17 protein-coding genes and 1 tRNA gene are annotated in these 25760 nt (G+C 60.8%); 9 read left to right on the top strand and 9 right to left on the bottom strand.

Going from position 1 to position 25760, the window contains the following annotated elements:
• Positions 1–47: 47 nt before the first annotated feature.
• From phnX to DSM100238_RS01935, 5 genes are all read right to left on the bottom strand, one after another.
• Positions 48–875, bottom strand: coding sequence for a phosphonoacetaldehyde hydrolase (phnX, locus tag DSM100238_RS01960; protein WP_205730666.1), 828 nt, complete (start codon positions 873–875; stop codon positions 48–50).
• 79 nt (positions 876–954) lie between these two features.
• Positions 955–2157, bottom strand: coding sequence for a 2-aminoethylphosphonate--pyruvate transaminase (gene phnW, locus DSM100238_RS01955; protein WP_205730665.1), 1203 nt, complete (start codon positions 2155–2157; stop codon positions 955–957).
• 118 nt (positions 2158–2275) lie between these two features.
• A complete protein-coding gene (locus DSM100238_RS09440) occupies positions 2276–5137 on the bottom strand; it encodes an extracellular solute-binding protein (protein ID WP_205730664.1) in 2862 nt (953 codons plus the stop codon).
• Between the two features lies 1 nt (position 5138).
• Complete coding sequence (locus DSM100238_RS01940) at positions 5139–5936, bottom strand: ABC transporter ATP-binding protein (protein WP_152355064.1); 798 nt, start codon at positions 5934–5936, stop codon at positions 5139–5141.
• Between the two features lie 264 nt (positions 5937–6200).
• Positions 6201–7079 (bottom strand): MurR/RpiR family transcriptional regulator, encoded by an 879-nt coding sequence (locus tag DSM100238_RS01935; protein WP_152355063.1) that lies wholly within the window; start codon positions 7077–7079, stop codon positions 6201–6203.
• 306 nt (positions 7080–7385) lie between these two features.
• On the opposite strand from DSM100238_RS01935, the gene DSM100238_RS01930 reads away from it, so the two are divergent.
• Complete coding sequence (locus tag DSM100238_RS01930) at positions 7386–9815, top strand: alpha-L-arabinofuranosidase C-terminal domain-containing protein (protein ID WP_240812286.1); 2430 nt, start codon at positions 7386–7388, stop codon at positions 9813–9815.
• Positions 9816–10074: 259 nt separating this feature from the next.
• Positions 10075–11268 (top strand): SLC13 family permease, encoded by a 1194-nt coding sequence (locus DSM100238_RS01925; RefSeq protein WP_152355062.1) that lies wholly within the window; start codon positions 10075–10077, stop codon positions 11266–11268.
• 283 nt (positions 11269–11551) lie between these two features.
• On the opposite strand, the gene DSM100238_RS01920 is transcribed toward DSM100238_RS01925, so the two are convergent.
• Positions 11552–11625: transfer RNA gene (locus DSM100238_RS01920), tRNA-Arg, on the bottom strand.
• A 316-nt stretch (positions 11626–11941) separates the two neighbouring features.
• On the opposite strand from DSM100238_RS01920, the gene DSM100238_RS01915 reads away from it, so the two are divergent.
• The 3 genes from DSM100238_RS01915 (at position 11942) to DSM100238_RS01905 (ending at position 15419) form a co-directional block, all read left to right on the top strand.
• Positions 11942–12625, top strand: coding sequence for an ABC transporter ATP-binding protein (locus DSM100238_RS01915; RefSeq protein WP_152355178.1), 684 nt, complete (start codon positions 11942–11944; stop codon positions 12623–12625).
• A 92-nt stretch (positions 12626–12717) separates the two neighbouring features.
• Positions 12718–13938 (top strand): COG1361 S-layer family protein, encoded by a 1221-nt coding sequence (locus DSM100238_RS01910; RefSeq protein WP_152355061.1) that lies wholly within the window; start codon positions 12718–12720, stop codon positions 13936–13938.
• The gene (locus DSM100238_RS01905; protein ID WP_152355060.1) at positions 13935–15419 is read left to right on the top strand and encodes an ABC transporter permease; all 1485 of its coding nucleotides are present in this window, start codon (positions 13935–13937) and stop codon (positions 15417–15419) included. Before DSM100238_RS01910 ends, DSM100238_RS01905 begins: the two co-directional genes overlap by 4 nt.
• Before the next feature lie 40 nt (positions 15420–15459).
• Here the strand turns inward: DSM100238_RS01905 and DSM100238_RS01900 are convergent, their stop codons facing one another.
• On the bottom strand, positions 15460–17385 hold the full coding sequence (locus tag DSM100238_RS01900) for a 1-deoxy-D-xylulose-5-phosphate synthase (RefSeq protein WP_152355059.1): 1926 nt from the start codon (positions 17383–17385) through the stop codon (positions 15460–15462).
• A gap of 169 nt (positions 17386–17554) precedes the next feature.
• Here DSM100238_RS01900 and purE point away from each other — a divergent pair, with 169 nt between their 5' ends.
• The 4 genes from purE to DSM100238_RS01880 all read left to right on the top strand — a co-directional run bounded on the left by purE (position 17555) and on the right by DSM100238_RS01880 (position 21084).
• Positions 17555–18052: a 5-(carboxyamino)imidazole ribonucleotide mutase gene (purE, locus tag DSM100238_RS01895; protein ID WP_026502227.1), complete on the top strand. Its 498-nt coding sequence runs from the start codon at positions 17555–17557 to the stop codon at positions 18050–18052.
• Entirely contained in the window at positions 18036–19205 is a 1170-nt protein-coding gene (gene purK, locus DSM100238_RS01890) for a 5-(carboxyamino)imidazole ribonucleotide synthase (protein WP_152355058.1), read from the top strand. Before purE ends, purK begins: the two co-directional genes overlap by 17 nt.
• A 177-nt stretch (positions 19206–19382) precedes the next feature.
• Complete coding sequence (locus DSM100238_RS01885; protein ID WP_152355057.1) at positions 19383–19820, top strand: Fur family transcriptional regulator; 438 nt, start codon at positions 19383–19385, stop codon at positions 19818–19820.
• A 349-nt stretch (positions 19821–20169) separates the two neighbouring features.
• Complete coding sequence (locus tag DSM100238_RS01880; RefSeq protein WP_152355056.1) at positions 20170–21084, top strand: metal ABC transporter solute-binding protein, Zn/Mn family; 915 nt, start codon at positions 20170–20172, stop codon at positions 21082–21084.
• Positions 21085–21326: 242 nt separating this feature from the next.
• Here the strand turns inward: DSM100238_RS01880 and DSM100238_RS01875 are convergent, their stop codons facing one another.
• Entirely contained in the window at positions 21327–23993 is a 2667-nt protein-coding gene (locus DSM100238_RS01875; RefSeq protein ID WP_152355055.1) for a bifunctional lysylphosphatidylglycerol flippase/synthetase MprF, read from the bottom strand.
• A gap of 174 nt (positions 23994–24167) precedes the next feature.
• Entirely contained in the window at positions 24168–25550 is a 1383-nt protein-coding gene (locus tag DSM100238_RS01870; RefSeq protein WP_152355054.1) for an alpha/beta hydrolase, read from the bottom strand.
• Positions 25551–25760: the final 210 nt, after the last annotated feature.

Raw genomic sequence — 25760 nt, 5'->3', positions numbered from 1 at the left:
CGGGTGCGAACTGCCGGTGGCTGCCGTGTTCCCGCAGCTTAACCACTTCAGAGCCCCAGCAGTGCCGGCAACTCCTCCATGGTGTCGATCACCGCGTCGGCACCGGCGTCAAGAAACGCCTGACAGGTCGTCTCCAGCGCATGGTCGCGCGCCGCTTGGTCGAGCGCCTCGAATTGTTTTTGCGTCAGCCCCATCAGTGAGCTTCCTTCGCTCACGCCGACTGTAAACGCACCGGCATTCTTGCCTTCCTTGATATCGGCGATGGTATCGCCCACCTTGACCACCCGCCGCACATCCTGCACATGCAAGGCTTGCATGTTGCGGAACATCATATACGGGTAAGGGCGCCCGTACCCATCCACACTGTCGGCGCTGAACCAGCAGTCTGGTGTATACCCCAGTTCGGCGGCCTTCGGTACCACGATTGCCATCATCTCATCCGTGTAACCGGTAGTGGACCCGATGGCGATGCCTGCGTCGCGCAGACGGGCAACTGCTGCCACGACCCCCGGTTTCGGCGTGGCAAACCGGTCGAGAATGGATAGCAACTTCGGTTCGAATCGGCTGTATACCGCGTCCACATCGGCGCCGGTGGGTGCGACGCCGCCATGCTGATCCTCCCATGCGCGCGCGATGCGATCCATATGCAGCATCGTGTTGATATGGTCGTGCTTGAGCATGCCCATTGGTTTGCGTGTCTCCTCGATGCTCGGCTCGATGCCGAATTCGCGGAACGCCTCGATGAACGCCTGAACGGGCGCGAAGCTGCCGTAATCGACGGTGGTGCCCGCCCAATCGAAGATGACGGCATCGAATCGCGGTGTCATAGGTGCGGCGGGTGTCGTGGATGCTGCCTGAGCCATAACTGATGTCATTGGTATGAATGCTCCTTGGTCGTTGAAAAACATCGTGTTGTTCCTGATATGCTCTGATGTCGGGCTGCGCGCCGAACGGTTAGCGCGCCGATTCGCCCGCCGCACGCATCGCGTCGAGCACCGTGGCGATGTCCTCATTGCCGGTGCACGCCGCAAGCAATCCACGTTCGGCCAGATACAAGGTGAACAGCTCGGTCACCCGTTCGATATCCTCGGGGTAGATCTCACCGATATTGCCCAGTCTGAACGTCTCCTCCTCGGTGAGTTTGCCCGGGTAGATCGCATACCCGCGTTCCTTGATGAACGCGTACATGTCGGCGAAATCGATGGAGACTCCTTGTGGGTAGGTGAATGTCGTGATGATCGGCCCCTGATGGTCATGCAGATATGTGCCGAAACCAAGGGTTTTCATCCTTGCAATCAGCATCCGATTGTTGCGGGCGTACCGCTCATGCCGCGCTTCGATCCCGCCTTCCGCTCGCATCTCGCGCAACGCCTGGCTGAATGCGAGCACCACATGCGTGGGGGAGGTGAAACGCCATTTACCGTGCTGCCGTTCGAGCGTATCCCATTGGTCCCACAGGTCGAGCGACAGGCTGCGCGCCTTGCCTCGGGACGCTTCAAGCTTCGCCGTATTGCAGATGATGAAGCTGAAACCTGGTACGCCCTGGATGCATTTGTTCGCAGAGCTGACGATGAAATCGATGCCCCACGCCTGAACGGGAATGTCCACCCCGCCGAAGGAGCTCATCGCGTCGACGATCATCGTGCAATCGTGCTGGTGCGCGACGCGTGCCACGGATTCGATATCGTTGAGCAGTCCGGATGTGGTTTCGGAATGGACCATGGACACATGTGTGATGGAGGGGTCCTCGTCGAGGATGGTTTCGACACGCCCGGCATCCGGAATACGGTCATTCGGCTCACGGTACAGCGTATAGGCGATGCCCGCATGCCGGCAGATATCCGCTTGGCGTTCGCCGTACGCCCCGTTCGCGCAGATCAGCACTTTCTCGTCCGTCCCGATCACGGAAGTCAGAACGCTTTCAACACCGAAGGTGCCTGACCCTTGCATAAGCACGGTGGTGTACGTGTCGGGGTCGCAATGCGCCAGCTCAAGCAGATTGGCACGAATATCCTGGGTGATGGCCTTGTAATCGTCGTCCCAAGTGCAATGGTCAACGAGCATCTGCTCCTTGACTGTGCGTGTGGTGGTCAAGGGGCCGGGGGTGAGGAGCTTGTAGTCGTCGGTCATGGTCGGTTGCGCGGTTATGGTGGTCATGGGTATTCCTTTCTTTGGAAATGGTTGTTGTGAATGTCGCTTTGGAATGTCACACGGATGGTGGAACCGAAACAGGCGCGGATGTCCTGTATCGGCGCCTGTTTCGGCTCCGGCGGTATCAGCCCTGTGCGGCGCGCTTGCAGGATTCGGAGAAGTCCTGATGCCTCTGCAGCAGGTCGACGCTCAGCGGGTCGGGGTATGCCTTGGTGGTTATTCCCGTGCCGGCGGCCCTGCGCTCGCCTCGGTACAAGGTGACCGGATAGGTGCGCAGCAGTTCGGCGCGCCCCTTGTCGATGATGGTGGCGGCCATCTTCTGTGCCAGTGGATTGGTCCGATCGCCTTTGTCGAGGACGGCGACCGATTCGGTCAGCGCGTAGTTGCCTTCCTGCGGATCGACATATTCGATCGGCAGGCCTTTCTTCTTGTCCGCGACCGCTTGGTGGCGAAGCCCGAAGCCGATTGCCACTTCGCCCGACCGCACCGCGTTGAGCGGGCCGGAACCGGACATCTGCATATGCGGTCCGGCGTTGCGGTAGATGCCGGTCAGGATCTCCTTGCCTTCGTCGCCTGTTCCGTAGGTGTCCGCGATGGCTTGCACCATCAGCCAGCCTGTCGATGAGCCTTCCATGTCGGTCACCGAGATCTGCCCGCGGTATACGGGATCGGCAAGGTCCTTGAGGCTGGAAGGCACGGGCAACCCCTGCTGTGTGAGCACGGTGGTGTTGTAGAAGATCGAACCTTCCTGCACGGTCGTCGGGCGCCGCCATGACGGGGCTGTGGAGTTGCCGTCCGTCCCCAGGGGGATTGATGTCACATCGGTCAGATTGGCGAACATGTGGTTGCGTTCCTGCGCGGAATCAATGTAGTAGGAGCTCATGGTGATCAGGTCTGCCTCGAGCGCCTTGCCTTCGGCAAGCAGTTTGCCGCCGAGTTCCGAGGTGCCGAATCCTTGGATGACGTACTTGCCTTTGAACCCGTTGTCATCGAGGGCGTGACGGAACGCTGCCACCGCCTCGTCGTCGGCGTTGGTGTAGATGACGACTTGGCCGTCGGCTTCGGCTGTACTGGTGAATGCGCCGAATCCGAATGCTACGAGCAGCGCGGCGAGCAGAGCGGACAGTGTCTTCGTTGCGATTGAGCGGGTACGCCCACGGTATGCCGCAGGCAGGTGGAATGTCGCGGAACCGGATGCGGCAGGACGTGTGAATGCTGCCAGCTTGGCATCCCTGTGGACGGGCTCGAACATCGCCACCGGCCTGGTTGCCGGTTCCCGTACTCGGACTCCACGGCGTTCGCGCGTCGCGAAGGCGATGATGCCCTTCACGATGAGATTGGTGGCGAGAATCAGAACGGACAGCGCGAAAATCCGGTCGTATTCGGCCAGATGCTGCAATGCGGAGATTTCCGTGGTGATCACTTGGGTTTTGGCGCCGGTGAGGAATACGACCGCGGAAATCGTAACCATTGCGTTGACGAAATAGTATCCGAAGACGTGCAGGATGGTCGGCCACGCGTTCGGTGTCACCACGCGCACAATAGTCTTGATCCAGTTGTCTCCCATCAATTTGGCCGTGGTCTCCCACGTGCTGTTCATCTTCGATAGCGAATCCTTCATCATCTGGTATGGCGTGGCGAAGTAGTGCACGACATTCGCGATGATGAGAATCCAGAAGGTGTTCTGCATGGGGCTGCCGGAGAAGGCGAACAGGAACGCGATGCCCAGCACCATGCCGGGAAGGGTGTTGACGACCGATCCCATCGCGTCCATCGTCCGTCTCGCCCAATCAGGCAGTTTCGAACGCGCGGCGACCAACGCGGCACAATAGGCGAACAAGCATCCGATGATCGCCGTCATGGTCGCGACATACAGGGAATTGACATACACCGAACTCAACGAGCCGTCGGTGAACAAGTCGGCGAAATGCGCCCACGTCGGTGTCGGGTTGAACGGCCACTGCGTCACGAAGGGGACGACGAGCACGACAATGAACGGGGACAGCAGCAGCGCGAGTACGACAACCGAAGCGACCGCGCACAGTCGGTCCCGCCACACGCCTTTGGGCAGGCTCACGTTGGTGACTTTCGCATACCGGATCGAGAAGCGTTCCAAGACGGTCATCAGGATGAACGAGATGATCGAGGGGATCAGCATGAACACCGCAATCACCGCGCCGCGATTGAAATTCGGGATCGAACCGAGCATCTGGTTGAACAGCGTCATCGCCAGCACATCGTATGTGCCGCCGATTGAGGTGGGGATGCCGTAATCGGTGAACGCGAGGAAGAACGCCTGGATGAACGCGACAGCGAGCGTGCCAACAAGCGGACGCAGCACGGTTCGTGCGAAGGTCAGCCACGGCCGGTCGCCCATCACATGCGAGACGATGATGAACTTCTTGTCGATGAATCTCATGCCATTGTCAATCAGCAGGAAGCACGTCGGCAGCGTGTACATCGTGTAGCCGATCAGCAAGCCGTTGAACCCGTAGATGTCCAGCGGCTTCCCGCCCAGCAGGTCGGTGAACAGCCCGCGGTTGCCGAAACTGTAGATGATTGCGAACCCGTAGGTGATGGTCGGCAGCAGCATCGGCATTTCGGTCAGCTGCGCGACGATGCGTTTGAATCCTGTCGGAGTGTTCGTGAAATGCACGGTGTAAGCGAGCAGGAACGCCAGCAGCACTGCAATCACCGCGGAAGCCGCCGAGACCTTGCATGAGTTGAGTACAGAGGTGAGGAACTCCGGTTGCGCGAGGATTGCGCGGTAATTATCAAGCGTCGCCGAGCCTTCGCCCGTCTGGAAGGATCTGATGGCCACCAGCGCGACCGGCACGATGAGAAACGCCGCGAACGCCGCCGACACCATCGCCAGCACAATCCACAGTTCCGTTTGCTTCGGCTTGGATGGGCGCCGCTCGTAGTTCACGATTTCCGGCGCGATATTCGGCAGTTGCTTGCGGGCCTGGACGGATTCGAACGACATGTCACGCCTCCTTCAGCATCGGCGAGGTGTGCGCGTCGGATGCGGCATCGGCGGTATGGTCAGCGAACAGCGTGTGGATGTTGTTTCGCTTGACTTCCAGCTGGTTGAGGATGAACGATCGCACAAACCCGTCCGCCGGCTGCTCGATGATCTGCTCGGGTGTGCCGAATTGCGCGACCTTGCCTCGGTTGAGGATCAGCACGCGGTCGCTCATGGTGCACGCCTCCTCCGGGTCATGCGTGACCATGATCGTGGTCAACCGGTACCGCTCGACAATCTGCTTGATCTTGGATTTGACGGACTCCTTGATTGCCCCGTCGAGCGCGGACAGCGGTTCGTCAAGCAGCAGCAGACGGGGCTTCATGACAAGGGTGCGCGCCAGGGCGACGCGCTGCTTCTGGCCGCCGGAGAGTTCGTCGACGGATTTGTCCAGATGCTTGCCAAGATCGAGCAATGCAATCAGGTCGCTGATTTCTTCCGGCGAGGACAGCCCCGGGGTGTTGCGCAGGCCGTAGGTGATGTTCTCGTAGGCGTTGAGGTTGGGGAACAACGCATAATCCTGGAATACGATGTTGAAGCCGCGCTTCTCCATCGGCGTGTGCGAGACGTCCTCGCTGTCGAAGATGATCCGCCCGGTATCGGCGTCAACGATGCCCAGGATGATGTTGAGCAATGTGGTTTTACCGCCGCCTGACGGACCGAGAACGGACATGATCTCGCCGGTGTCCAGACGCAGGCTGATGTCATCGAGAACACGGTCGTTCCCGAACGACTTGGTGATGTGCTTCAGTTCAAGCATGGGTGGTTCTGCCTTCCGCGGGCTTCACTGGCGGACGCCCGCAACGGATGGCGCCGACTGTCGGCGCAGTGTATCACTTGGTTTGAGGGGTGTTCTGTTGTGCGGCGTCATGCGCCTTCGGCCGGCTCCTGGATCCTGTGGCGCGCGGCTGTATGTTCATCTTCGATCCGTTCCGCGGCTGTTTCGGTCTTCCTGGGCGAAAGCTTGGGGAAAGGACGGTGAATTCCAGATGAAACTACGCGTCGGATGCGTAGTTTTGGAGTTTCAAGCGGTGAAACCGCGATCTTGAATGTATCTGCCCGAGCGGTCGAGCCGCGCGGCGAACCTGCCGTAATCGCTGAGGATCACACCCATGTACAGCATGTCGACCAGCGCGATATGCGAGATGCGGGAGAAAATCGCATTGCCGTAGATGGTGCGCTCGCCGCTGCCCGCGAGCAGGGTGATGTCCGCCCAGTTGCGGATGGGGGCGTTCGACGCATTGGTGACGGCTATCGTGTGCGTGCCTTGCGATTTTGCCAGTTGCAAGGCTTTGATCGTGTCGCGTGAACTGCCTGAGTAGGAGAACGCGATGGCGACGTCCTGGTCTGTCAAGTGTCCCGCGTTGATCTGCTGAAGATATGCATCAGTGGCGATACGGCAGTGCAGGCCAAGATAACTGAGCTTGGTGCACAGATCCGTTGCCGGGACGATCGAGTTCTCCACGCCGATGATGTCGATCAGCCCGGCGGTGGCGAGCATACCGACGGCTTTGCGCAATGATGGCCGGTCAAGGGATGCGAGCAGGTCGTCCAACATTGATCGTGCCCCGCCCACCGCCTTGCCGGGGATGTCTTCCAACTGATCCCACGGGTTGAGGTCGAAGCCCTCCAGTGGGTCGAAGGGCGGGTGATGTTCGGCTGCCGGGTGACGAAGCACATACCGCAATTCGCGGTACCCGCTGAACCCGAGTTTGCGCGAGAGCCTGATGACGGTCGGCTCGCTGGAATGGGTGGCTTGCGCAAGCTGGTGAACGGTGAGTTCGGCGGCATCCGCATGGTCATGAAGATACTGGGCGACGGCCCGTTCGGCGGGTCGAAGCGACGGGTAGATGTGTTCGATGCGTGCTCTGATTGCCTCGGATGCGTGTGCTTGCTCTCCCATGTGTTCTCCCTCGTGGCGCCCGTCGCCATGACGGTGGTGACAGCCTAGCGCCGTGTAGTGATTGGGCGGTTGTGTGCGCAACAAGCGGCGGTGAACATACGGTGAATTGTTCATGAGCGTTCCCGCCACGCTGTCGTATGCAGAACTTCGCGGGCGGGTGCGTGTTCCCGCCACGCTGCCGAAATGCATGTTCGTCGCCAGGTCGCCGCGCGGGTACACGAGCGGGACCGGACATCTGCGACACGCGCCCGCTGATTCGCCCTGCGCTGCCGGGAAAATCCTGTCGCTTCACCTACGATAGGAATCATGGTCACGGTAATGGTGGGTTCAGCGTCGCATCCGGTCAGCGATCGGCTGTATGGCGCGTTTCTTGAGGACATCAACATGTCAGTCGATGGCGGCTTGAATGCGAACGTGGTCAATAATTACAGCTTCGACGGCGTCTATCTCAAGCACCGCAGCATGCGCGCGCACGGAACGGACCGGTGGCGCACCCAGGTCGATTCGTTGCGTTTCTGGCAGTTCCATGGGGTTTCGGCGACGAGTTACGGCATGGAGACTCGCGGCGAGCATGGGCAGCGTATCGAGACGTCTTGCCCGGCGCCGCCGCTGCACCGCAACAGCCGATACGTGCGCCTAGCCCTGCCTGCAGGGCGGCATGGTGCGGATATCGAGAACCTCGGGTACAACGGCGGCGGCAAGCATGCCGGGGAGTGTGCAATCGCCATCGAGCAGGGGCATCGCTACGATTTTGGCGTGTACGCGCGTCCGGTCGCTGGGGTTATGGCTCTTGCGGTGAGTGTGGTCAACGCTTCGGGTGCCGCACTGACCAACTGCGTGACATTGTCGTGCAGCGCCCCAAGCAATGACTTGCCCAGCACTGCGGCGGGGTCATGCGACCCGGATGACACCGATTGCATCAACGGGTGGGTCCATCTGACCTGTACGCTGTCGGGCATGGCTTCGGGCTTGGGCAAGCTGCATATCGGTTTGATTGCGGGGGAAGATCGCGCGGGGGACTGCACGTCCGCCGGCGAAGCTCACGGAAATCGCACACACAGCTACCAGACAGGACTCTCCGGCACGGTCCCGGATATTGCGGATGCCCGATCGGGTGTTGCACCGGGCTCGGCTCAGGCGGTTGGATCCAGCGCCGCACAGACCGATACGCAAGCCGTCTCGTCAACCGCTGGATCAGGCAACGTTGCAATCCCCGTGTCAGACACCGTCATCGATCTCGACTGTGTCGTCCTGGTGGATGCGGACACGTGGGGTGCGGGCGACCCCAAATGGCGGTACGGCAGATTCCGCCGCGACCTGGTTGAAGCCATCGCGGCGCTCAAACCGGCGTTCCTGCGGTTCCCCGGCGGCTGCATCACCGAAGGCGTCACGCCGGGCAACGAGTACCGTTGGAAGGACACGGTCGGCGCTTTGTACGCGCGTCGTCAGCAATACAATATGTGGGCCTTCCGCATGCCGGACGGCTCAAGCTATTCGCAAAGCTACCAGATCGGCTTCTACGAGTATTTCTGCCTGTGCGAGGATCTGGGCGCCAAGCCGTTGCCGACCTTGTTCGCGGGCATGACCTGCCAGTCGCCGTACCGCGACCCGCAGTCCATTCCTGTGAACAGCGAGTATTTCCGTGACGTGGTCGTTCAGGATTATCTCGATCTCATCGAATTCGCCAACGGCGATCCAGATACCAGTCAGTGGGCGCGGGTTCGTCGCGATATGGGCCATCCGGCGCCGTTCGGTCTCGATATGATCGGCATCGGCAATGAGAATTACGGACAAGGATATATGGAACGGTTCGATGCCATCGCCAAGGCAATCCACGAACGCTACCCGTCGATCTTGTGCGTGATGAGCGCCGGGCTCTTCCCATACCGCCTGTCCATGCGCCGGGCGTGGAATCATGCGCGTGATATCGCCGCAGGGCGGGGCGAGATGCTGTTGGCGTGCGATCCGCCGCTTGCCGGCAGCAGAATCATCGTGGACGAGCATTCGTACCACACGCCTGAATGGTTCGCCTCGCAAGCCCGCCGCTATGACAGCTATCCGCGTGATTCCGCCGGCGTCATGGTCGGTGAGTATTCGGCGAACGGGTATCTGGCCGGGTACAAACAGGACAACGCGCATGCCAACACATGGGCATCCGCACTCGGTGAGGCGGCATTCCTCACGGGATGCGAGCGCAACAGCGACGTGGTGCGCATGACGTCGTATGCGCCGCTGCTCGCACGCGTGCCAGGCAAGGGGTGGATGCAGAACCTCATCGAATTCGACGCGCGCACGGTGATGCCCACACTCAACGCCGAAGTGGAGCAATTGTTCGCCACGCATATCGGCCCGATGGCCTACGAATGCGAGCTGGGCGATGCCGGGCATACCCGTGCCGGTAAAGCGGTGGCGGGCAGGCTGTTCGCAAGCGCGACCGGCGACGAATCGACCAGATTCATCAAGCTGGTCAATACGGGTGGCGATCGCATCGATGTCACGCTCGATATCTCCTTCGGTTTGCGATCGTTGGGCGCCCGTCCGCGCCGCGATTCGTGCCGGTTGCGTGTGGTGCGGCTGTGTGCGGCACCTGAGGCGCGCAATGTGCTTGGCGCCGAGGGTGTTTCCCATAGGGTGGCGGAACGTCGTGAGGACACATTCGCGATGGCCGGGCCGCCGGTGAGGTTCGCGTTGGGGCTTCCCGCGTATTCGGTCACGGTGGTGACGGTAACGTTGTGACACGCGTGTGAGACGTTGTGACACGCGCGTGAAGCGCGGATTCCCTCCGGCGCAGGCTCCGGCCGGTCGGCTTCGTGTGTGCGCACGATTGGCGGCATCGTGGGAATGCCGGCGTGTTTGGCACCGACAATTGCGTTGACGGTCGGAGCAATCCGCGCGAACACGCCGGTCATGCCGGATTTCCCGCTAATATTGGACATGTCGCGCGTGCGACATGTTGAATTCACCTGGGGTTCAACTTCAATTCACGGAGGACTGGATGCGGCGTTGGTTGCTTGAAGTGGTCAAAAGCGAGACGATTTTCATCGTCGCTACGGTCCTTGCGATCATCTCCTGTTTTGTGGTGCCCCCGGATGCCGAGTATCGCAGCTATGTGCATACCAAGACGATTGCCCAGCTGGTGTGCCTGATGCTCGTGGTGTGCGGGCTGCAGCGCATCGGTGTGTTCCGTATGGTCGGTTCGCGCTTGCTGCGTATGGTGCGCACCCAGCGGGGTGTGGTGCTGGTTTTGGTGTCGCTCACGTATTTTTCCTCGATGCTGATCACGAATGATGTTGCGCTGGTCACGTTCATTCCGTTCGCGATTTCCGTGTTGACGATGGCGGGTATGGAATCGTCGGCTGTGCTGGTGGCGACGTTGATGACGGTGGGGGCGAACGTCGGCAGCATGCTCACCCCGGTGGGCAATGCGCACAACTTGTATCTCAAAGCGTTGACGGGTATGCCGACCAGTCGGTTCCTGGGCATTATGGCCCCGTATTCCTTTGTCGCCGCAGTGCTGCTGGTGGTGGTGATTGCGGTAGCGTTCGGTGGCAAGGAAGTGCGACGATTCGCTGACCTTGACGGGGAGGATATCGAACGCGGAGTGCTTGCCCCTCAGCCCGACCAGCCGCAGCCTGATGAAATCCGCTTGACAGGATATGGGGCCGGTTATGGCGGTTGGCGAATGTGGGTGTATGCGGCGCTGTTCCTGCTGTGCCTGCTGGTGGTCAGCGACCTTGTGCCGATCTGGGTGATGTGCGTCGTGGTGTTCGGCGTGTTTCTGTTCGCCGATCGCAAGGCGTTCCGAAAGGTCGACTGGGGTCTGCCGCTGACCTTCATCATGTTCTTCATTTTCATCGGCAATATGAAGCGTGTGCCGGCGTTCTATTCGCTGGCGGCGTCTTTGGTGGGCGGTCATCCGCTTGAGGTGGCGGTTGTTTCCAGCCAGATCATGAGCAATGTGCCGACGACGATTCTGCTGTCGGGCTTCTGTGACGATTGGACGCATCTGATCATCGGCACGAATTTGGGCGGCATGGGTACGCTGATCGCGTCGATGGCGTCCTTGGTCTCCTACAAGAACGTGACGCGGCGGTATCCGGATAAGAAAGGCCGGTATTTGGCGGTGTACAGCGCGGTCAACGTGCTGTTCCTGGTGGTGTTGGTCGGCTTGTCATGGATCATCGACTGACCTGCGCTCTATTGACCTGTGCACCCTATTGACCTGTGCACCCTATTGACCTGTGCACCCTACTGACCTGTGCACCCTACTGATCTGCGCGCATCCTACTGATCTGCGCGCACTGCTGATCTGTGCGCACCCTTCCCAAACTATCTACGCTCACAGCTGTCTGAGCGTAGACAGTTTGGAGGAAGTGAATACATGGGATAGCTGCGTTGCACGAGGTGGTTGCGTACGCGACCGCGATGACGGTTTGTGCAACGAAACGGTCGTGCCGACCTTGATGGAAAAGTGACCCCGGTCGGATTCGAACCGACGACCTTGAAATTAGAAGTTTCCTGCTCTATCCAACTGAGCTACGGGGCCGTAAGACAACGTGTGCCATTATAGCAGCATCAGGGACGTGCGCCCGACGCCCGTCATACGGCATGCCGGCGGTATCGGCAGGTGGCGTATGGCGGTGTTCGGGCATATACTCGGATGAATACTTGAAGTGATGAATGCGGCACCGCTGTGTTGAGGGGCCGTGAGATGAGAAGGGACGCCTATGGCTTGGCTCGCATCGCCGCCACCTACGGCCAATATGGATGCATCGATTGCACCGGATGCCTCGGGCGTGCTCGCAACCCCGGCTCCTCGGCCCGCACGGCACAACGGCACGCATCCCGCTTCCGGACGTCCGATGATCGAAGTGCGCAACCTGCGCAAGGAATACGTCATGGGCGCCGAACACGTCATCGCCCTCGACCGGATCAACCTCGGCATCGCGCGCGGCCAGATCTGCTGCATCTACGGTGAATCCGGTTCAGGCAAATCCACGCTGCTCAACCAGCTTGCCGGTATGGAACGCCCGACGCGCGGAGGCGTGCGGATCGGCGGCATCGTCGTCTCGCGGCTCGACGAGCGCGAACTCGCCGAATTCAGGCAAAAGCACATCGGTTTCGTTTTCCAGTCCTACAATCTGCTACCCGGACTCAACGCCGTCGAAAACGTTGCGATGCCGCTCATGTTCCGCGGGGTGCCACGCGAGGAGCGCGAAGCCCGGGCGCGGGCGATGCTCAGGCGCGTCGGGCTCGGCAAGCGCCTGAACCATTACCCCTCGCAGATGTCCGGCGGCCAGCAGCAGCGTGTTGGTATCGCCCGCGCGTTCGTCACCCGCCCGCAAGTCGTGTTCGCCGACGAACCGACCGGCAATCTTGATTCCAAGACGAAAGTCGACATCATGGACATGATCCGCGATTTCGCCCGCGAGAATGGCCAGACCATCGTGCTGGTCACGCATGACGAGCATATGGCCGCCTACGCGGATCGCATCGTCACCTTGTTGGACGGGCGTATCGTCCATGACACCGAGCAAGACGAATAGGCCGATATCACGTGCAGCCGGGTGCCCCGCGTCAATCGCACAGCGGCATTCCTCAACAGCAAATTTTCCGAAAATCAGAGAGAAAGACCACCATGAACCGTCCCCGAATCATCGTCGTCAAGCCGATTATCGCGCTCATCGCGCTCGCCGCCCTGATTGTGGCCTGCGTGTCCGCACCCGTCTGCGCGATGGCGTCCGGCCGAGCCGCCGCGGCGGCAGCCGATACCATCGTCGCTGGGGATGCCGGAACCCGGCACGCCACACCCGTTGACGACACCGACCAGAATGCTGGCGGTGATTCCGGGCAGAGCGCAGCCCCCATCGCCGGCCCGGTGCCGAATGTCATCATCACGAATTTCACCTACGGCGACGGTTCTGTTCCGGCTGGCGGCAAGTTCGACCTCGGATTCTCCTTCCAGAACAAGGGGTCGGTGGCTGTCCAGAATATGGTCATCGGCGTGGACGGCGGTGACGGGCTGACCATCGCCGGCGGCACGAACACCTTCTACGTGCCCCAGCTGGCCGCGGGCGCCACGCAAAGCCAGACCGTGCCGATGCAGGCCCTGATTGACGCGAAAAGCGGTGCACAGGCAGTGGTCGTCAGTTTCCGTTACGAATACGTGGATGCCGGCCAGCGCAGCTCCAACAGTGTGGACGAGAAGATCTCCGTGCCTGTCAGTCAGCCCGACCGCTTCCAGATCAACGACCCCGTCATTCCGGATGACGCACAGAACGGCCAGGAAAGCACCATCACCCTCGCCTACGTGAACAAAGGCAAAGGCGACATTTCGAACGTCGAAGCAACGATGGACGGCAAGGGCTTCGATACCGTATCAAAGACGCAGTACCTCGGCAACGTCGCTTCCGGCGGCAGCGGAACCATCGCCTACGCGTTCACACCCACGGACAGTGGGGATTTGGACGCGAAGATCACTGTTACGTATGAAGATTCCGACGGTCAGCAGAAAACCAAGGAATTCCCGGTCAAACTCACGGTCGCCGAACCTGCTCCCGCCATGGACGACACCGCGGCGGACATACAGGACGAACAGCCGGGCACACCTGTCTGGCTGATGCCCACGGTCGCGGCCGTTGCGATTGTGGTGATTGTCGTGATTGTGGTGCTGGTGAAGCGTCACCGCAAGAAGAAGCGTTCAGCGATGGACGAACAGTGGGATGACTGGCAGGATGATCAGGACGGCGGCGACACGCCGGAAGCGCAGGGGCACGCCTCCGATACCCCTGCCGCGGATGATACCGACCGACAGGCTCCCACTGAGGTGATCGCCTCGCAGCTGGGGGAGCGCTCATGAGATTCTCCGACCTCGTGCACCTGTGTCGGCAGAACCTGTTCCGCCGCAAATCACGCACCATACTCACCGTGCTCGGTGTGGTGGTGGGTTGCTGCTCCATCGTCACCATGGTTTCGCTTGGCAGCGGCATCGATGAACAGAACAAGCAGATGCTCGCCTCGATGGGCGATTTGACCATCATCACCGTCACCGGTACGAACAGCGCCGGCGGCATGCAGGCTGCCGGTCCCATGGGGATGGCTGACAGCTCCGGCACGGCGACTGCGCGGCTCGATGACAAGGCCGTCAAGGATTTCCGCTCGTTGCAGTACGTCGCCGCAGCCACCGGCCACATCACCTACCCGTCGGCGAGCCTTACCGCAGGTCCCGCCAACCGGTACACCAACGATGCCGGGACGATCGAGGCCATCGACATGGCCCAGTTCGACGCCATGGGATACAAGCTGGTCTCCGGGCACAAACCTGAGCGTCAAGGCGAGGTGCTTGCCGGGCAGTACACGGCATACGATTTCGCAGATAGTTTGCGCCTTGAAGGCGACAACTACCGGGTGGCCCCGATGAATGTCGCCGAATCCTGCACCGCTGAGGAGCGCGCCAACGGCTGCCGGGATAAGTCGGACGTACAGGACCCGTTCTTCAATATCCTTACGACCAAAATCACCGTGGCTGCCGCACCCTCCGACGATTCCGGAAGCACGTCGTCATCGTCCACCGCCACCACGACGGAAAATACGGCGTCGGCTTCCGGTTCCGGCACACAAATCCAGGTTTCCGGGCTGCTCAAGGAGGATTATGGCAAGGGACAGGCCACATCATCCGGTCTGCTCATGGACATCGGCATGTTGAAGGACCTTGTCGCGAAAATCCAGCCAGGTGCGGCGACGAGCTCGCTGGCGTATGATTCGGCGCTCGTGCGCGTGCAGGATATCGACCATGTCGCGGACGTCGAATCCCAGATCAGGACGATGGGGTTCACGACCTCCTCGAGCCGGGACATGCTGGACTCGCTTAAAGAGCAAACCCGCTCGATTCAGCTGATTTTGGGCGGTATCGGTGCGGTCGCGCTGGTGGTCGCCGCCATCGGCATCGCCAACACCATGGTTATGTCCGTCACCGAACGGGTGCGTGAAATCGGTATCATGAAAGCGCTCGGCTGCACGGTCCATGACATCCGCGCGATGTTTCTTGTGGAAGCCGGAGCAATCGGCGTGATCGGCGGCGTGATCGGCTGCTTGGTGAGTGCTGTGATTTCCTTGGCAATCAATCTCATCCGTTATGGGGGCGTGAGCACGGAACACCTGCAGTGGGCGATCCTGGGCAACGGAACCGGCGATGAGTCGGCGCGGATTTCGGTGATTCCATGGTGGCTGTACGTGTTCGCCATCGCCTTTGCCACGCTGATCAGCCTGATTTCCGGGTTCGGTCCGGCGAACAAGGCGGTGCGCGTCCCCGCCCTCGACGCCATCAAATCGAATCAGTAGGCCGGTGCAATCCGGGTCGTCATGGCAATTCGAAAAGATGCTACTCGCAAAGATGCTGTCGCAACGCGGAGCGGATGGCCTGCTCAACCTGCGGTGCGGTCAGGCTGTACCGCTTGTATAGGTCCTGCGCGGGCACACGGTCGGTGAATTCTTTGGCGGCGCCGAAGTTCAGCACGCGCATGCACTCGTTACCATCCGCAGAGTTCAGGGCGTCCTGGTTCGCGTAATACGTGGTCACCTGCTCGCCCCAGCCACCGGACATCTGTGCATCCTCAAGCGTGACGACCAGCGAATGACGCTTGCGCAACGCCTCAAGGCACGCGGTGTCGAGGCTGGTGCACTGCTGCGGGTCGATGACCGTCGCGTTGATCGGTGCGGCGCCGTCATCGCTCGTCTTGGCCAAATGCGCTGCGATACGCTCGGCAAGCGGATACATGTTGCCCAAGCCGAAAATCGCGACATCCGAACCCTGTCGGGTCACCCGGTACTGGGCGAACGGCATGGTTGCACCACCGGCCTTGCCACCCGCGTCCACTGCCGTTACGGCACCGCGATATCGCGGATACGTAACACCGTCAGCATCGGCCGCCCGTTCGGCGGCGAGAATCGGCTCGCCCGGCACGCGAATCGCAACCGCCCCATGTTCGCGCGATGTGGTCGACCAGTCAAGCATGGACAGGAACGCGGCGCCGCTTGTCGGGGTCAGATACGTCAAACCAGGAATATTGGCGAACATCGGGATGTCGAACGCGCCGGAATGCGTGTTGTCGGCGCCGGAAATGCCCGCGCCGAACACCAGAAGCGTCACCGGCGTCCCGTTGAGCGACAATTCCTGCTGCAACTGGTCGAAGGTGCGCTGGAAGAAGGTCGCGCTCGTCGCCAGCACGGGCGTGCCGCCGGCTTTCGCGATGCCCGAGGCGAAGGCGACTGCATGCTCCTCGGTGATGCCGGTATCCACGTAATGGCGTCCCGCACGCTCGCGGAACTCGCGCGTGATGCCGTTCGACCCCGGGGTGGCGGGGGAGATGACGACAAGTCCTGGCTCGGCGGCGAATCGCGGCTCCAGCTGCGCCATGGCCAGATGGCCGTAATGCTTGCGCGCGCCGAGCGGACAGCCCTGCCGGGCCAATGGATCCTGCCAGTGATTGGCTTCGCACCGGCCTTCCTTCACGCCGGCGGCGGCGTCCTCGGCGTCAAGGCCCAAGCCTTTGGCGGTGTGGATATGGATGACGATCGGGTGGTCGATATCTTTGACCTGGCTGAACGCTTTCACCAGCGCGGTCACGTCGTTGCCGTCCTCGACATACCGGTAATCAAGGCCGAACGCGTTGAAGATATTGGGTTGCGATGTGCCGCCGGATGCGCGCAGCCGCGCAAGCTGGCCGTACATGCCGCCGAAATCCTCGGCGATGGACATCTCGTTGTCGTTGACGACAATGATCATATTCGTGCCCTGCTCAGCCGCATTGTTCAGCCCCTCGAACGCAATGGCGCTGCTCAGCGACCCGTCGCCGATGACAGCGATCACGTTGCGCGTGCCGCTTGCGTCGCCAAGCCCGCCCATCAGGTCGCGGGTTTTCGCCAGTCCGCATGCCAGTGAAATCGACGTGCCGGTGTGGCCGAGCACGAACATGTCATGCTCGCTTTCTTGAGGGTTCGTGAACCCGGTCACCGTGCCGAACAACCGTTCATCCGTGTAAGCGGGCGCCCGTCCGGTGAGCATTTTGTGCACGTAACTTTGGTGCGAGACATCGAAGACGATTTTGTCAAGCGGCGAATCGAACACGCGGTGCAAGGCCACAGTCGCCTCGACGATGCCGAGATTCGAACCGATATGCCCGCCGTGCAACTTGCCGTACCGCACCAGGGTTGTACGGATCTCTTGGCATAGGGCGGGCAAATCCCCGGAATCAAGCGCTTTGACGTCGGCGGGGCTCGAAATATGCTCCAAAAAACCGCCAACCATACGCTTGCTCCTTCCGCTTGTCCCAGATTCGGAATTGTAGACCACGCAGGGCGCTTCGGTTTTCAGCGGGGAAAATACCCCCAGTTTCTTCGTAAATCGTCAGGGGCTTTTCGGACCCGTTGCGTACAGTGGTGAGTACGCGTCCACTCTGTCCGATCTGGAGGTAGGAATGGCTGAAGAAACGCCGCAAGTTGCTGTGATTATGGGTTCGGCGAGCGATTGGGAGACCATGAAGCACGCCTGTGAGATGCTTGACCAGTTCAAAGTGCCGTACATGAAGCAGGTGATCTCCGCCCACCGTACGCCTGAACTCATGGCGGATTTCGCGCATTCCGCGCGCGATAAGGGCATCAAGGTCATCATCGCCGGCGCCGGCGGGGCAGCGCATCTGCCTGGCATGGTCGCCGCGCAGACCACGCTGCCGGTCATCGGCGTGCCGGTGCGCTCGCATGCGCTGTCCGGGTGGGATTCCCTGCTGTCCATCGTGCAGATGCCCGGTGGCATCCCTGTCGCGACGACGGCGGTCGGCAATTCCGGCGCCACGAACGCCGGTCTGCTTGCGGTGAGCATCCTGAGCATCACCGACGGGCGGCTTGCCGACGAACTCAAGGCGTATCGCGAAAGCCTCAAGGAGAAGGTGGCACAGTCCAATGCCGAGCTTGTCTGAGGAAACCAACGGGCGTATCGCTTATCTCGAGCCGGGTTCGACGATCGGCATCGTCGGTGGTGGTCAGCTTGGCCGCATGATGGCCTTGTCCGCGCGCCAGATGGGTTTCCGCATCGGCGTGCTTGACCCGACCCCTGACTGCCCCACAGCCCAGGTGGCGGATTTCCAGGTGACCGCCGAGTATGACGATGTCGCGGCGATTCGCGAGCTCGCAGAACGCAGTGACGTGCTCACCTATGAGTTTGAGAACGTTGATGCGGATGCGCTGGATGATGTGCGTCACCTTGTCGCCATCCCGCAGGGTACGGATCTGCTGCGCGTGACGCAGGACCGTGTCCATGAGAAGACCTTCATTAACGAGCATGGTACGGAGACGGCCCCGTGGCGTCAGGTCGACGGCATCGACCAGCTTGAAGCCGCAATCGGGGAAATCGGTTACCCGTCGGTGTTGAAAACCCGTACCGGCGGCTATGACGGCCATGGGCAGACCGTACTGCACGGTCCGGAGGATTTCGCCGCAGTCCGTGAGCGGGCGCGGCGCGAAGGCATGTTCCCGCCATCCATTTTGGAAGGCTTCGTCGATTTCGCGTTCGAGGCTTCGATTCTTGTCGCCGGCAATGGGCGTGATTTCGTGACGTTCCCGATGGTGCGCAATGAACATCGCAACAACATCCTGCATATGACGATCGCCCCCGCCGCTGTTTCGCCGCAGGTCGAGCGTCAGGCGCATGAGCTTGCCGTCAGGCTGGCGAAGGGTTTTGAGCTTTCCGGTATCCTTGCGATCGAACTGTTCGTGACGAAAGACGATCGTGTGATTGTCAACGAGCTGGCGCCCCGTCCGCATAATTCCGGGCATTACACCATCGAGGCGTGTTCGGAGAGCCAATTCAACGAGCATATTCGTGGGATCGCGGGCTGGCCGTTACCTCAGCCGAAGCTGCTCAGCCCGGCGGTCATGGTCAACGTGCTCGGTCAACATGTGGCGCCGACGCGCGCGCTTATCCCGGAGCATCCCGAATGGCATCTGCATGATTATGGGAAGGCCGAAGTGAGGCATGACCGCAAGATGGGGCATATCACCGTGCTGTGCGATGATACCCAGGCTGCGGTTGCGGCGCTTGAAGCGACGGGCTGCTGGGACGATTTGCGCTGAATGTGCTGATTGCTGCGGCTTGGGCTGCTTCGGGCGGTCTGGTTTGACGGCCGGCATACTGGAGACGGTATGCCGGCCGTCGGCGTACCGGGCTTGCCCCGGGTGCGGGTTGGTTGTACTATCGCGGTGCAGTTCGTTCGCGATGGTTGTGATGTCCGGATATGAGAGGGCGTGGATATGAGTGAGCATGGTGTTGCGCGGCATACGCGGCAGAAGGACGCGTTATTGCAGCAGTTGCGCGGGTGTGAGGGTTTTGTCTCGGCGCAGGAACTGCATCGTAGGCTCACTGATTCCGGGGCGTCCGTCGGGCTTGCCACGGTGTATCGGCAGCTTAATTCGCTTGCCGAATCCGGGGCGGTGGACACTGTGCGGCTGGACGGGCAGCAGATGTTCCGCATTTGTGATGATGATTCGCATCATCATCATTTGATTTGCAGCGGCTGCGGGAAAACCATCGAAATCGAGCCGCCGGATATGGAGTGGATGCGCCAGATCGCCCGCTCCCACGGTTTCAAGATCAATTCGCACACCTTGGAGATTTTCGGCCTGTGCTCTGACTGCCAACATAAGCGTGCCACGCAGCCGACCCGGAACTCTGCCATCGAGCGTCGGTAAGTCCCATCTTCCTGTTTCCGCCGACGCTGAGCATGCTGTCAGTGTCGGCGTTCTGTTTCTGCCGACGCTGAGCATGCTGTCAGTGTCGGCGTTCTGTTTCTGCCGACGTTGAGGTGCCGGTCAGTGTCGGTAGAGGGTCGCGATCCTGTTTCTGCCGACGCTGAGGTGGGTGTGAGCGTCGGTAGAAGGTTCTGTTCTTGTTTCTGCCGACGTTGAGTGTGCTGTCAGTGTCGGCAGGTGGTTTCGACACGCTGTAATTGATAATAATTATCATTAACGATAATCTGGTGTCGTCAGATGATGCGGCAATCCGTCGCATCGCATCACCAAGAGAGCATCAGGAGCAGATATGACGGGAATCAGGAAGTATCGACGTATTGCACAGGCGACGGTATGTATCGCAGCGGCAGGATTGATTGCCGCGATGGGGGCGTGTGGGCCAGCGAACACGACCGCGTCCAATACGTCAGGTTCGCTTCACGTGGTCGCCAGCATCAACCAGTGGGGTTCAGTCGCCAGTCAGATCGGCGGTTCCCATGTCAACGTGACCAACATCATCAACAGCACCGCAGTAGAAGCGCATGATTACGAGCCGACTAGCGCCGACATCGCAGCCTTCTCCAAGGCAGACGTCATCATCGTCAACGGCGCCGGATACGACAGCTGGGCCACGAAAGCCGCGGCATCCACGAAAGCGCAGGTCGTGAACGCGGCCGAAAGCGGCGGCAAACACGACGGCGACAATCCACACGTATGGTTCTCCGCGGCGGTACGCACCGCGACGGCCAAAGCAATCGCCGCTGCATACCAGCACAGCGATGCCGCTCACGCCGAGGAATACGCCAAGCAGCTCAAAACGTGGCAAGATAAGGAGAAGACCTTGGAATCCGCCATCGCCGAGGCGAAGCAGCGGCTCGACGGCAAGAAGTATGCAGCCACCGAGTCCGTGGCGGCTTATCTGGCTCAAGATCTGGGCTTGGTGGATGCCACGCCGGCCGGATACGCGCAGGCGGTCGCCAATGAAAGCGAACCCGCCTCCGGCGATGTCACTGCATTCAGCAAGCAGCTCCAGGCAGGTTCGGTGGCGTTGCTTGTGGTCAATACTCAGGAATCCAATGCCACCACCAAGCAACTGATCGCATCTGCACAGCACGGCGGAGTGCACCAGGTCAAGCTCACCGAGCAGATGCCCAAGCAATACAGCACGCTGACCGCTTGGATGACCGCGCTGGTCGCATCGTTCGCACGTGCTCAGAAGGCTTGAGTCGGGCTAGATTCGCCTGAAACAGCAGGAAACCGTAACCTTCTGCCGACGCTTACGGCATACTCAGTGTCGGCAGAAACAGAACGATAAGTGTCGGTGGAAACAGAACGATATCTTCTGCCGATGCTGACGGGGGTCTGAGTGTCGGTAGTGGCATGGCCGTAACCTTCTGCCGACGCTGACAAGGCCCTCAGCGTCGGCAGAGGCAGAAACTCAGCGACAGGCGGTCAGCCTGCTCAATCTCACTGGTGCCCATGTCCCTTGGCTTTCGGCGCGGGACGCAGCGACTTGAGCATATCCGGGATCTGCGAGGGCTTGAGTCCCGGCAAATACGCGGATAGTACGGCAAGCCCGATGCGCGGCAGCGCGGCCGCATCCGGATAGCACACGTAGATCGGCGAAGGCGTCGGCTGGAACTTGCGCTTGAAGAAATACAAGGACTTGAACCCGTACGCAGGTTCAAGCGTATCGGCCACGATTTGCAGCGCGTGCTCAAGCACCGCCACATCCTCAGGATCGGCGGTATTGTCGCCGATGCCGGCAAGCGGGGCGGCGGACAGGCTCATGAACTGCGGCGCCTGATCAGGCTCCTCGACGCACTGCTCATGCAGGCGCTCGGCCATACGGGCGATGAGAAACTCCATGATCCCGTTCGGGCTGTCCGTGCGATGCCGCATGAAATCAAGCGTCCAACCGATGACTTTGCCGTCGCGGTAGGTCGGCAGCCAGCTGGTCGCGCCCTGCACCACGCCATCGGCGTCAATCGCATACAGCAGCATGACGCGGGGGTCGCGCAGCTCTTCGATACCGCCGAGCGTGAACTTCATTTCCGGCAAGGATTTCAGTTCCGCCCATTGCTCGGAAATGCCGATGATTTGCTCGCGCACCTCCCACGGCGCCTCATTGAACGTGGTCAGCACGTCGGTCATGCCGCTGCGATGCGCCTTGTTGATCGCCGTGCGGATATCCTGCCACTTCTTGCCGCGCGTCTGCCACGTGCTGGGGATGACCAGCATTTCCGTACCCACCTGGATGGACGAGCATCCCAACGATTCCAAAGTCTCGCGAGCGTTGTCGTGCACCGCGTAGAAGGCCGGCGACCACGAGTTGCGCTCGCAGAAGCGCATGAATTCACGCAGCGACGTGTCGAATTCGCCTGGATCTCCGAACGGTCCGGTTACGGTCAGGGCCACGCCATGGCTCACCCGGTAGGCGATCGCCGACCGTCCGCTCGGCGAGAACCAGTAGTGATTGTCTTCCCATGTGGTCATGAAACTCATCGACTCGCCGCCACGCTCCACCAGCTCGCTGGCGCGCTCGCGGTCGGCTGTGTTCAACGATACGGCGTCACGGAACCACAGCAGGAACACCACGAGCACCACAATCCAGAACACCAGTCCGGGCAGCTGATTGATCACCATCGATATCATCGTGGTCGAATGCATGTGCAACCGGCTCGACCCGATCAAGCCCATCGGCAAGTACCGGTGCGGCAGGTCACGCAGCAGCATGCCGAAGGTGGCATGCGGGGTGTACGCATCGCGGTCGAGCATGCCAAATGTCAGGAATCCGCCAGCGGTGACCAGAAGCGTCATGCCGATGGTTCCCACACCCCGGCGGATGCGCGAGCGGGCGGTCAACACCGAGAAATGATCCATATTCATGACAATCGCCACGAGCAACACCAGCGAAGGCAGTGCGGTGGCCACCAACAGTTGCAGCAGGGCGACTCGCAGTTCGGCGTCGATTGGCATGATGGCGCTGTCGAGCAGCGGGAACACCACACAATAGATGAGCGAGAGGGCTACGGTCAGGCCGTTGAGCACGATGCTCACATGCGCGGCGAGCCGGCGGCCGCGATACAGGCCCCACGCGAGGATGGACAGAGCGACCACCAGCAGGATGGTACGGGTCCATATGCCGGTCATCGCGAAATGGTAATGCTTCGCCATCGACACGCAGCTGCTTGCACGCATATTGTCGGCGCATACGCCGGCAAGATCCTCGTCGCCGACGAGCCCGGACAGGAAGAATCCGAAGGTGGACAGCGGACCGTCATGCGAGCTGGACACGAGGGCGAGGATCGGACCGAACGCGAATATCAGCTGGATGGCGGCGATCAGCCGGCGTACCTCATAATCAGTGCCATGCCACCATTGTTCGCGTGCCGAAGGCTGGGCGTGGCCCTGACGGCGGGCCATAAGCGCTCCTGCGGCCTGCCCGACCAGTGCGGCGGCAAGCGTACAGTAATCGCCCGGATTGCCGCTGAACAGCAGTCCTGCAAGCACGAAGGCGTAGCCGATCAGGCGGATGCGTCGCTTCCACAGCAGTGATTCGAACGCGCTGGCAGCCATGAGAGCGCCAATGAACAGGGTCAGCGGGGACAGCGAGAACGGCAGACGTTGCACGGCATACCATGATTCGGCATCCCACAGGTTCGTGATGATGACGCATAACCCGAGTCCCAGCGCCGATCCGGCGATTGCCCCCAGCAGCGAAGTGGCCAGCGTTCGGGCGACGCCGAGCGCTGCTTGCGCCGCCGAGACGATCACGAGAACCGCGAACGTGTAGAGCACGAGCGCGAACGGTCCCCGCACAAGCACCATGGACGACAACAGTTTGAGGAACTGCCCGGTTGTATCGTGTTGCCCCGGGCGCAGATGGTTGCCGAACATGCGCAGCATGGTCATGTCTTGCGGACGGCGGATGACATGGTGGGCGAACTGCCAGATCCATACCGCAATATTGAGTGCGACGAGCGCGATGGCCGCGATCGGTCCCGCCCAATGGCTCGCCCACCAGTCGCGGGCGTCGATGTTGAGTGCATTCCAGCCGGCTTGATGTGGCGTCGGTTTGGTTTGATGCGGTGCCGGTTTGGTCTGTGGTGTGTGTTGCTGTGCTTGGGTCATAGTGGTCGCTCGTCTTGGATTGCTTGTTGTTGGATTATTTCCGATTGGGTTGTTTGTTGTTGGGTGGGTTGTTTGCGATCAGGCGTCCGATGAAGATTGGTGCCGATTGCCGATTGCGGATGATCCGATAATCCGATAATCCGCGGGTTTGTTCACGGTGCCCGCCGCCCGCGCTCAGCCATCCACCGGGAGCATCTGAAGATTCGGGTAGGTGCTCAGCCCGCGTCGGTCCGTACCGATGCCGCTTTGTGCGCAGAACCGGTCGATGACCGCGGCAAGCCCGGTATTCACCGTATGCCAGTCATGTCCCGACCCTTTCGCCGTAGCCAGATGGACGGTCATGCCGGCGCGTTTCGCGGCTTTGGCGATGATGGCGGCATTGCGTTGCGACGCAGCATCCCATTCGCCGGCGATGCTGAACAACGTTTGCGTGGACGGGGCGTTGCGTTTGATGATGTCGGTCGGCACATGCCGCTGGTACAGCTTTTCGTCGCCGCCGAAATACCGTGTGATGGTGGTCGCACGGTCATGATCGGTGGGGGCGAGCTCGCCGTCCGCCGCGTAGATATGCCCGTAGATGCCCGGATGCGCCGGCCCGATCTGGGTGCTGCATGTTCCACCCTGCGAGAATCCGCCGATCAGCCAGTCGCTCGGGGACGTTGAAACCGGCAAGGTTCTGCGGATCCATCTGGTGACATCCACGGTCAGGTAGGTTTCGGCCTTGCCGTAGACCGGGGTGTCCGCGCACAGGGAGTTCTGTGTCGCCGCGCCGTTCTGGTCGGGGGAGACGACAATCGGCGCCAGCCCGTGATGTGCCGCCGCATAGTCGTTGAGCGTCGTCGCGATGCCGCTCGCGTTGAAGAACCGGTCTGGGCTTCCCGGCTGGCCTGCGAGCATCACCATGACCGGCAGCGCCGGCGGTTTGCTGCTCAGCGCGGCGGGCGGCAGATACACGTCGGCTTTGCGCGCTTTGAAATGCGAGGCGGTCGCTGGAATGTCAACGGTTCTGATTTCGCCGGTGTGCGGCATGGACGGCAGCGAGCCCCGTTCGGCGAGCCGCTTCCATTCGTTGACGGTCATCGATGCTTTGCCGCTGATGTGTGAGGACGAGATTTCCTTGAACGCGGCCATACCGAACAACGAACCGAGCGTGGTGTATTCGCCGTACACCATGTCTACGCGTACAGCGCAACTGAGCAGGGACAGCACCGCCATCACGCAGGCGGTGGCGCGTCTCAATCCGTGGGAGCCCACAGCCGCGCATACGGCGAATGCGACTGCGCCGATACCGATGGCGATGATGAGCATCACCATCCATCCAAGGCTCACACCAAAGACGAGAAAGACATCAGACAACAGCCAGATGACCAGCCCGCCGACACAGAATCCTGCCAAGCCGGCAATGAGTTCACGTAGGCGTACGGGCACCCGTCGTCGTGGGGTTCCGTGGTGCGCTGGAGGCAGAACGACGACCAGCAGGATGCTCAACGCCGTCAACGCGAAGAGGGTAGGAGGAAACCAGCCGTTGAGCAGATGAATATTGATGAGTGATTTCACCGCAACCGCTTCCTTTCCGGGGTTGGTTTGGCTGGAACACCGCCACGATAATAACGCTTCCGGCAAAGTGCAATCATTCGTGAGGATGACCCCCCGGGACGGCTCGTCGAAGCCTGTACAAATGCTGGTAGAGCGCGCGTTTTGTCGCTTCTACCGTGGACAATGTCCTAGGTTGGTCCAACGGGACCGTCGTTTGCATCCAGACGGCAC

Source organism: Bifidobacterium apri (genome assembly GCF_009299485.1).
GTDB classification, from domain to species: Bacteria; Actinomycetota; Actinomycetes; order Actinomycetales; family Bifidobacteriaceae; genus Bifidobacterium; species Bifidobacterium apri.
The sequence above is the reverse complement of the archived record's forward strand: the minus strand, read 5'-3'. Positions and strand labels throughout refer to the sequence as shown.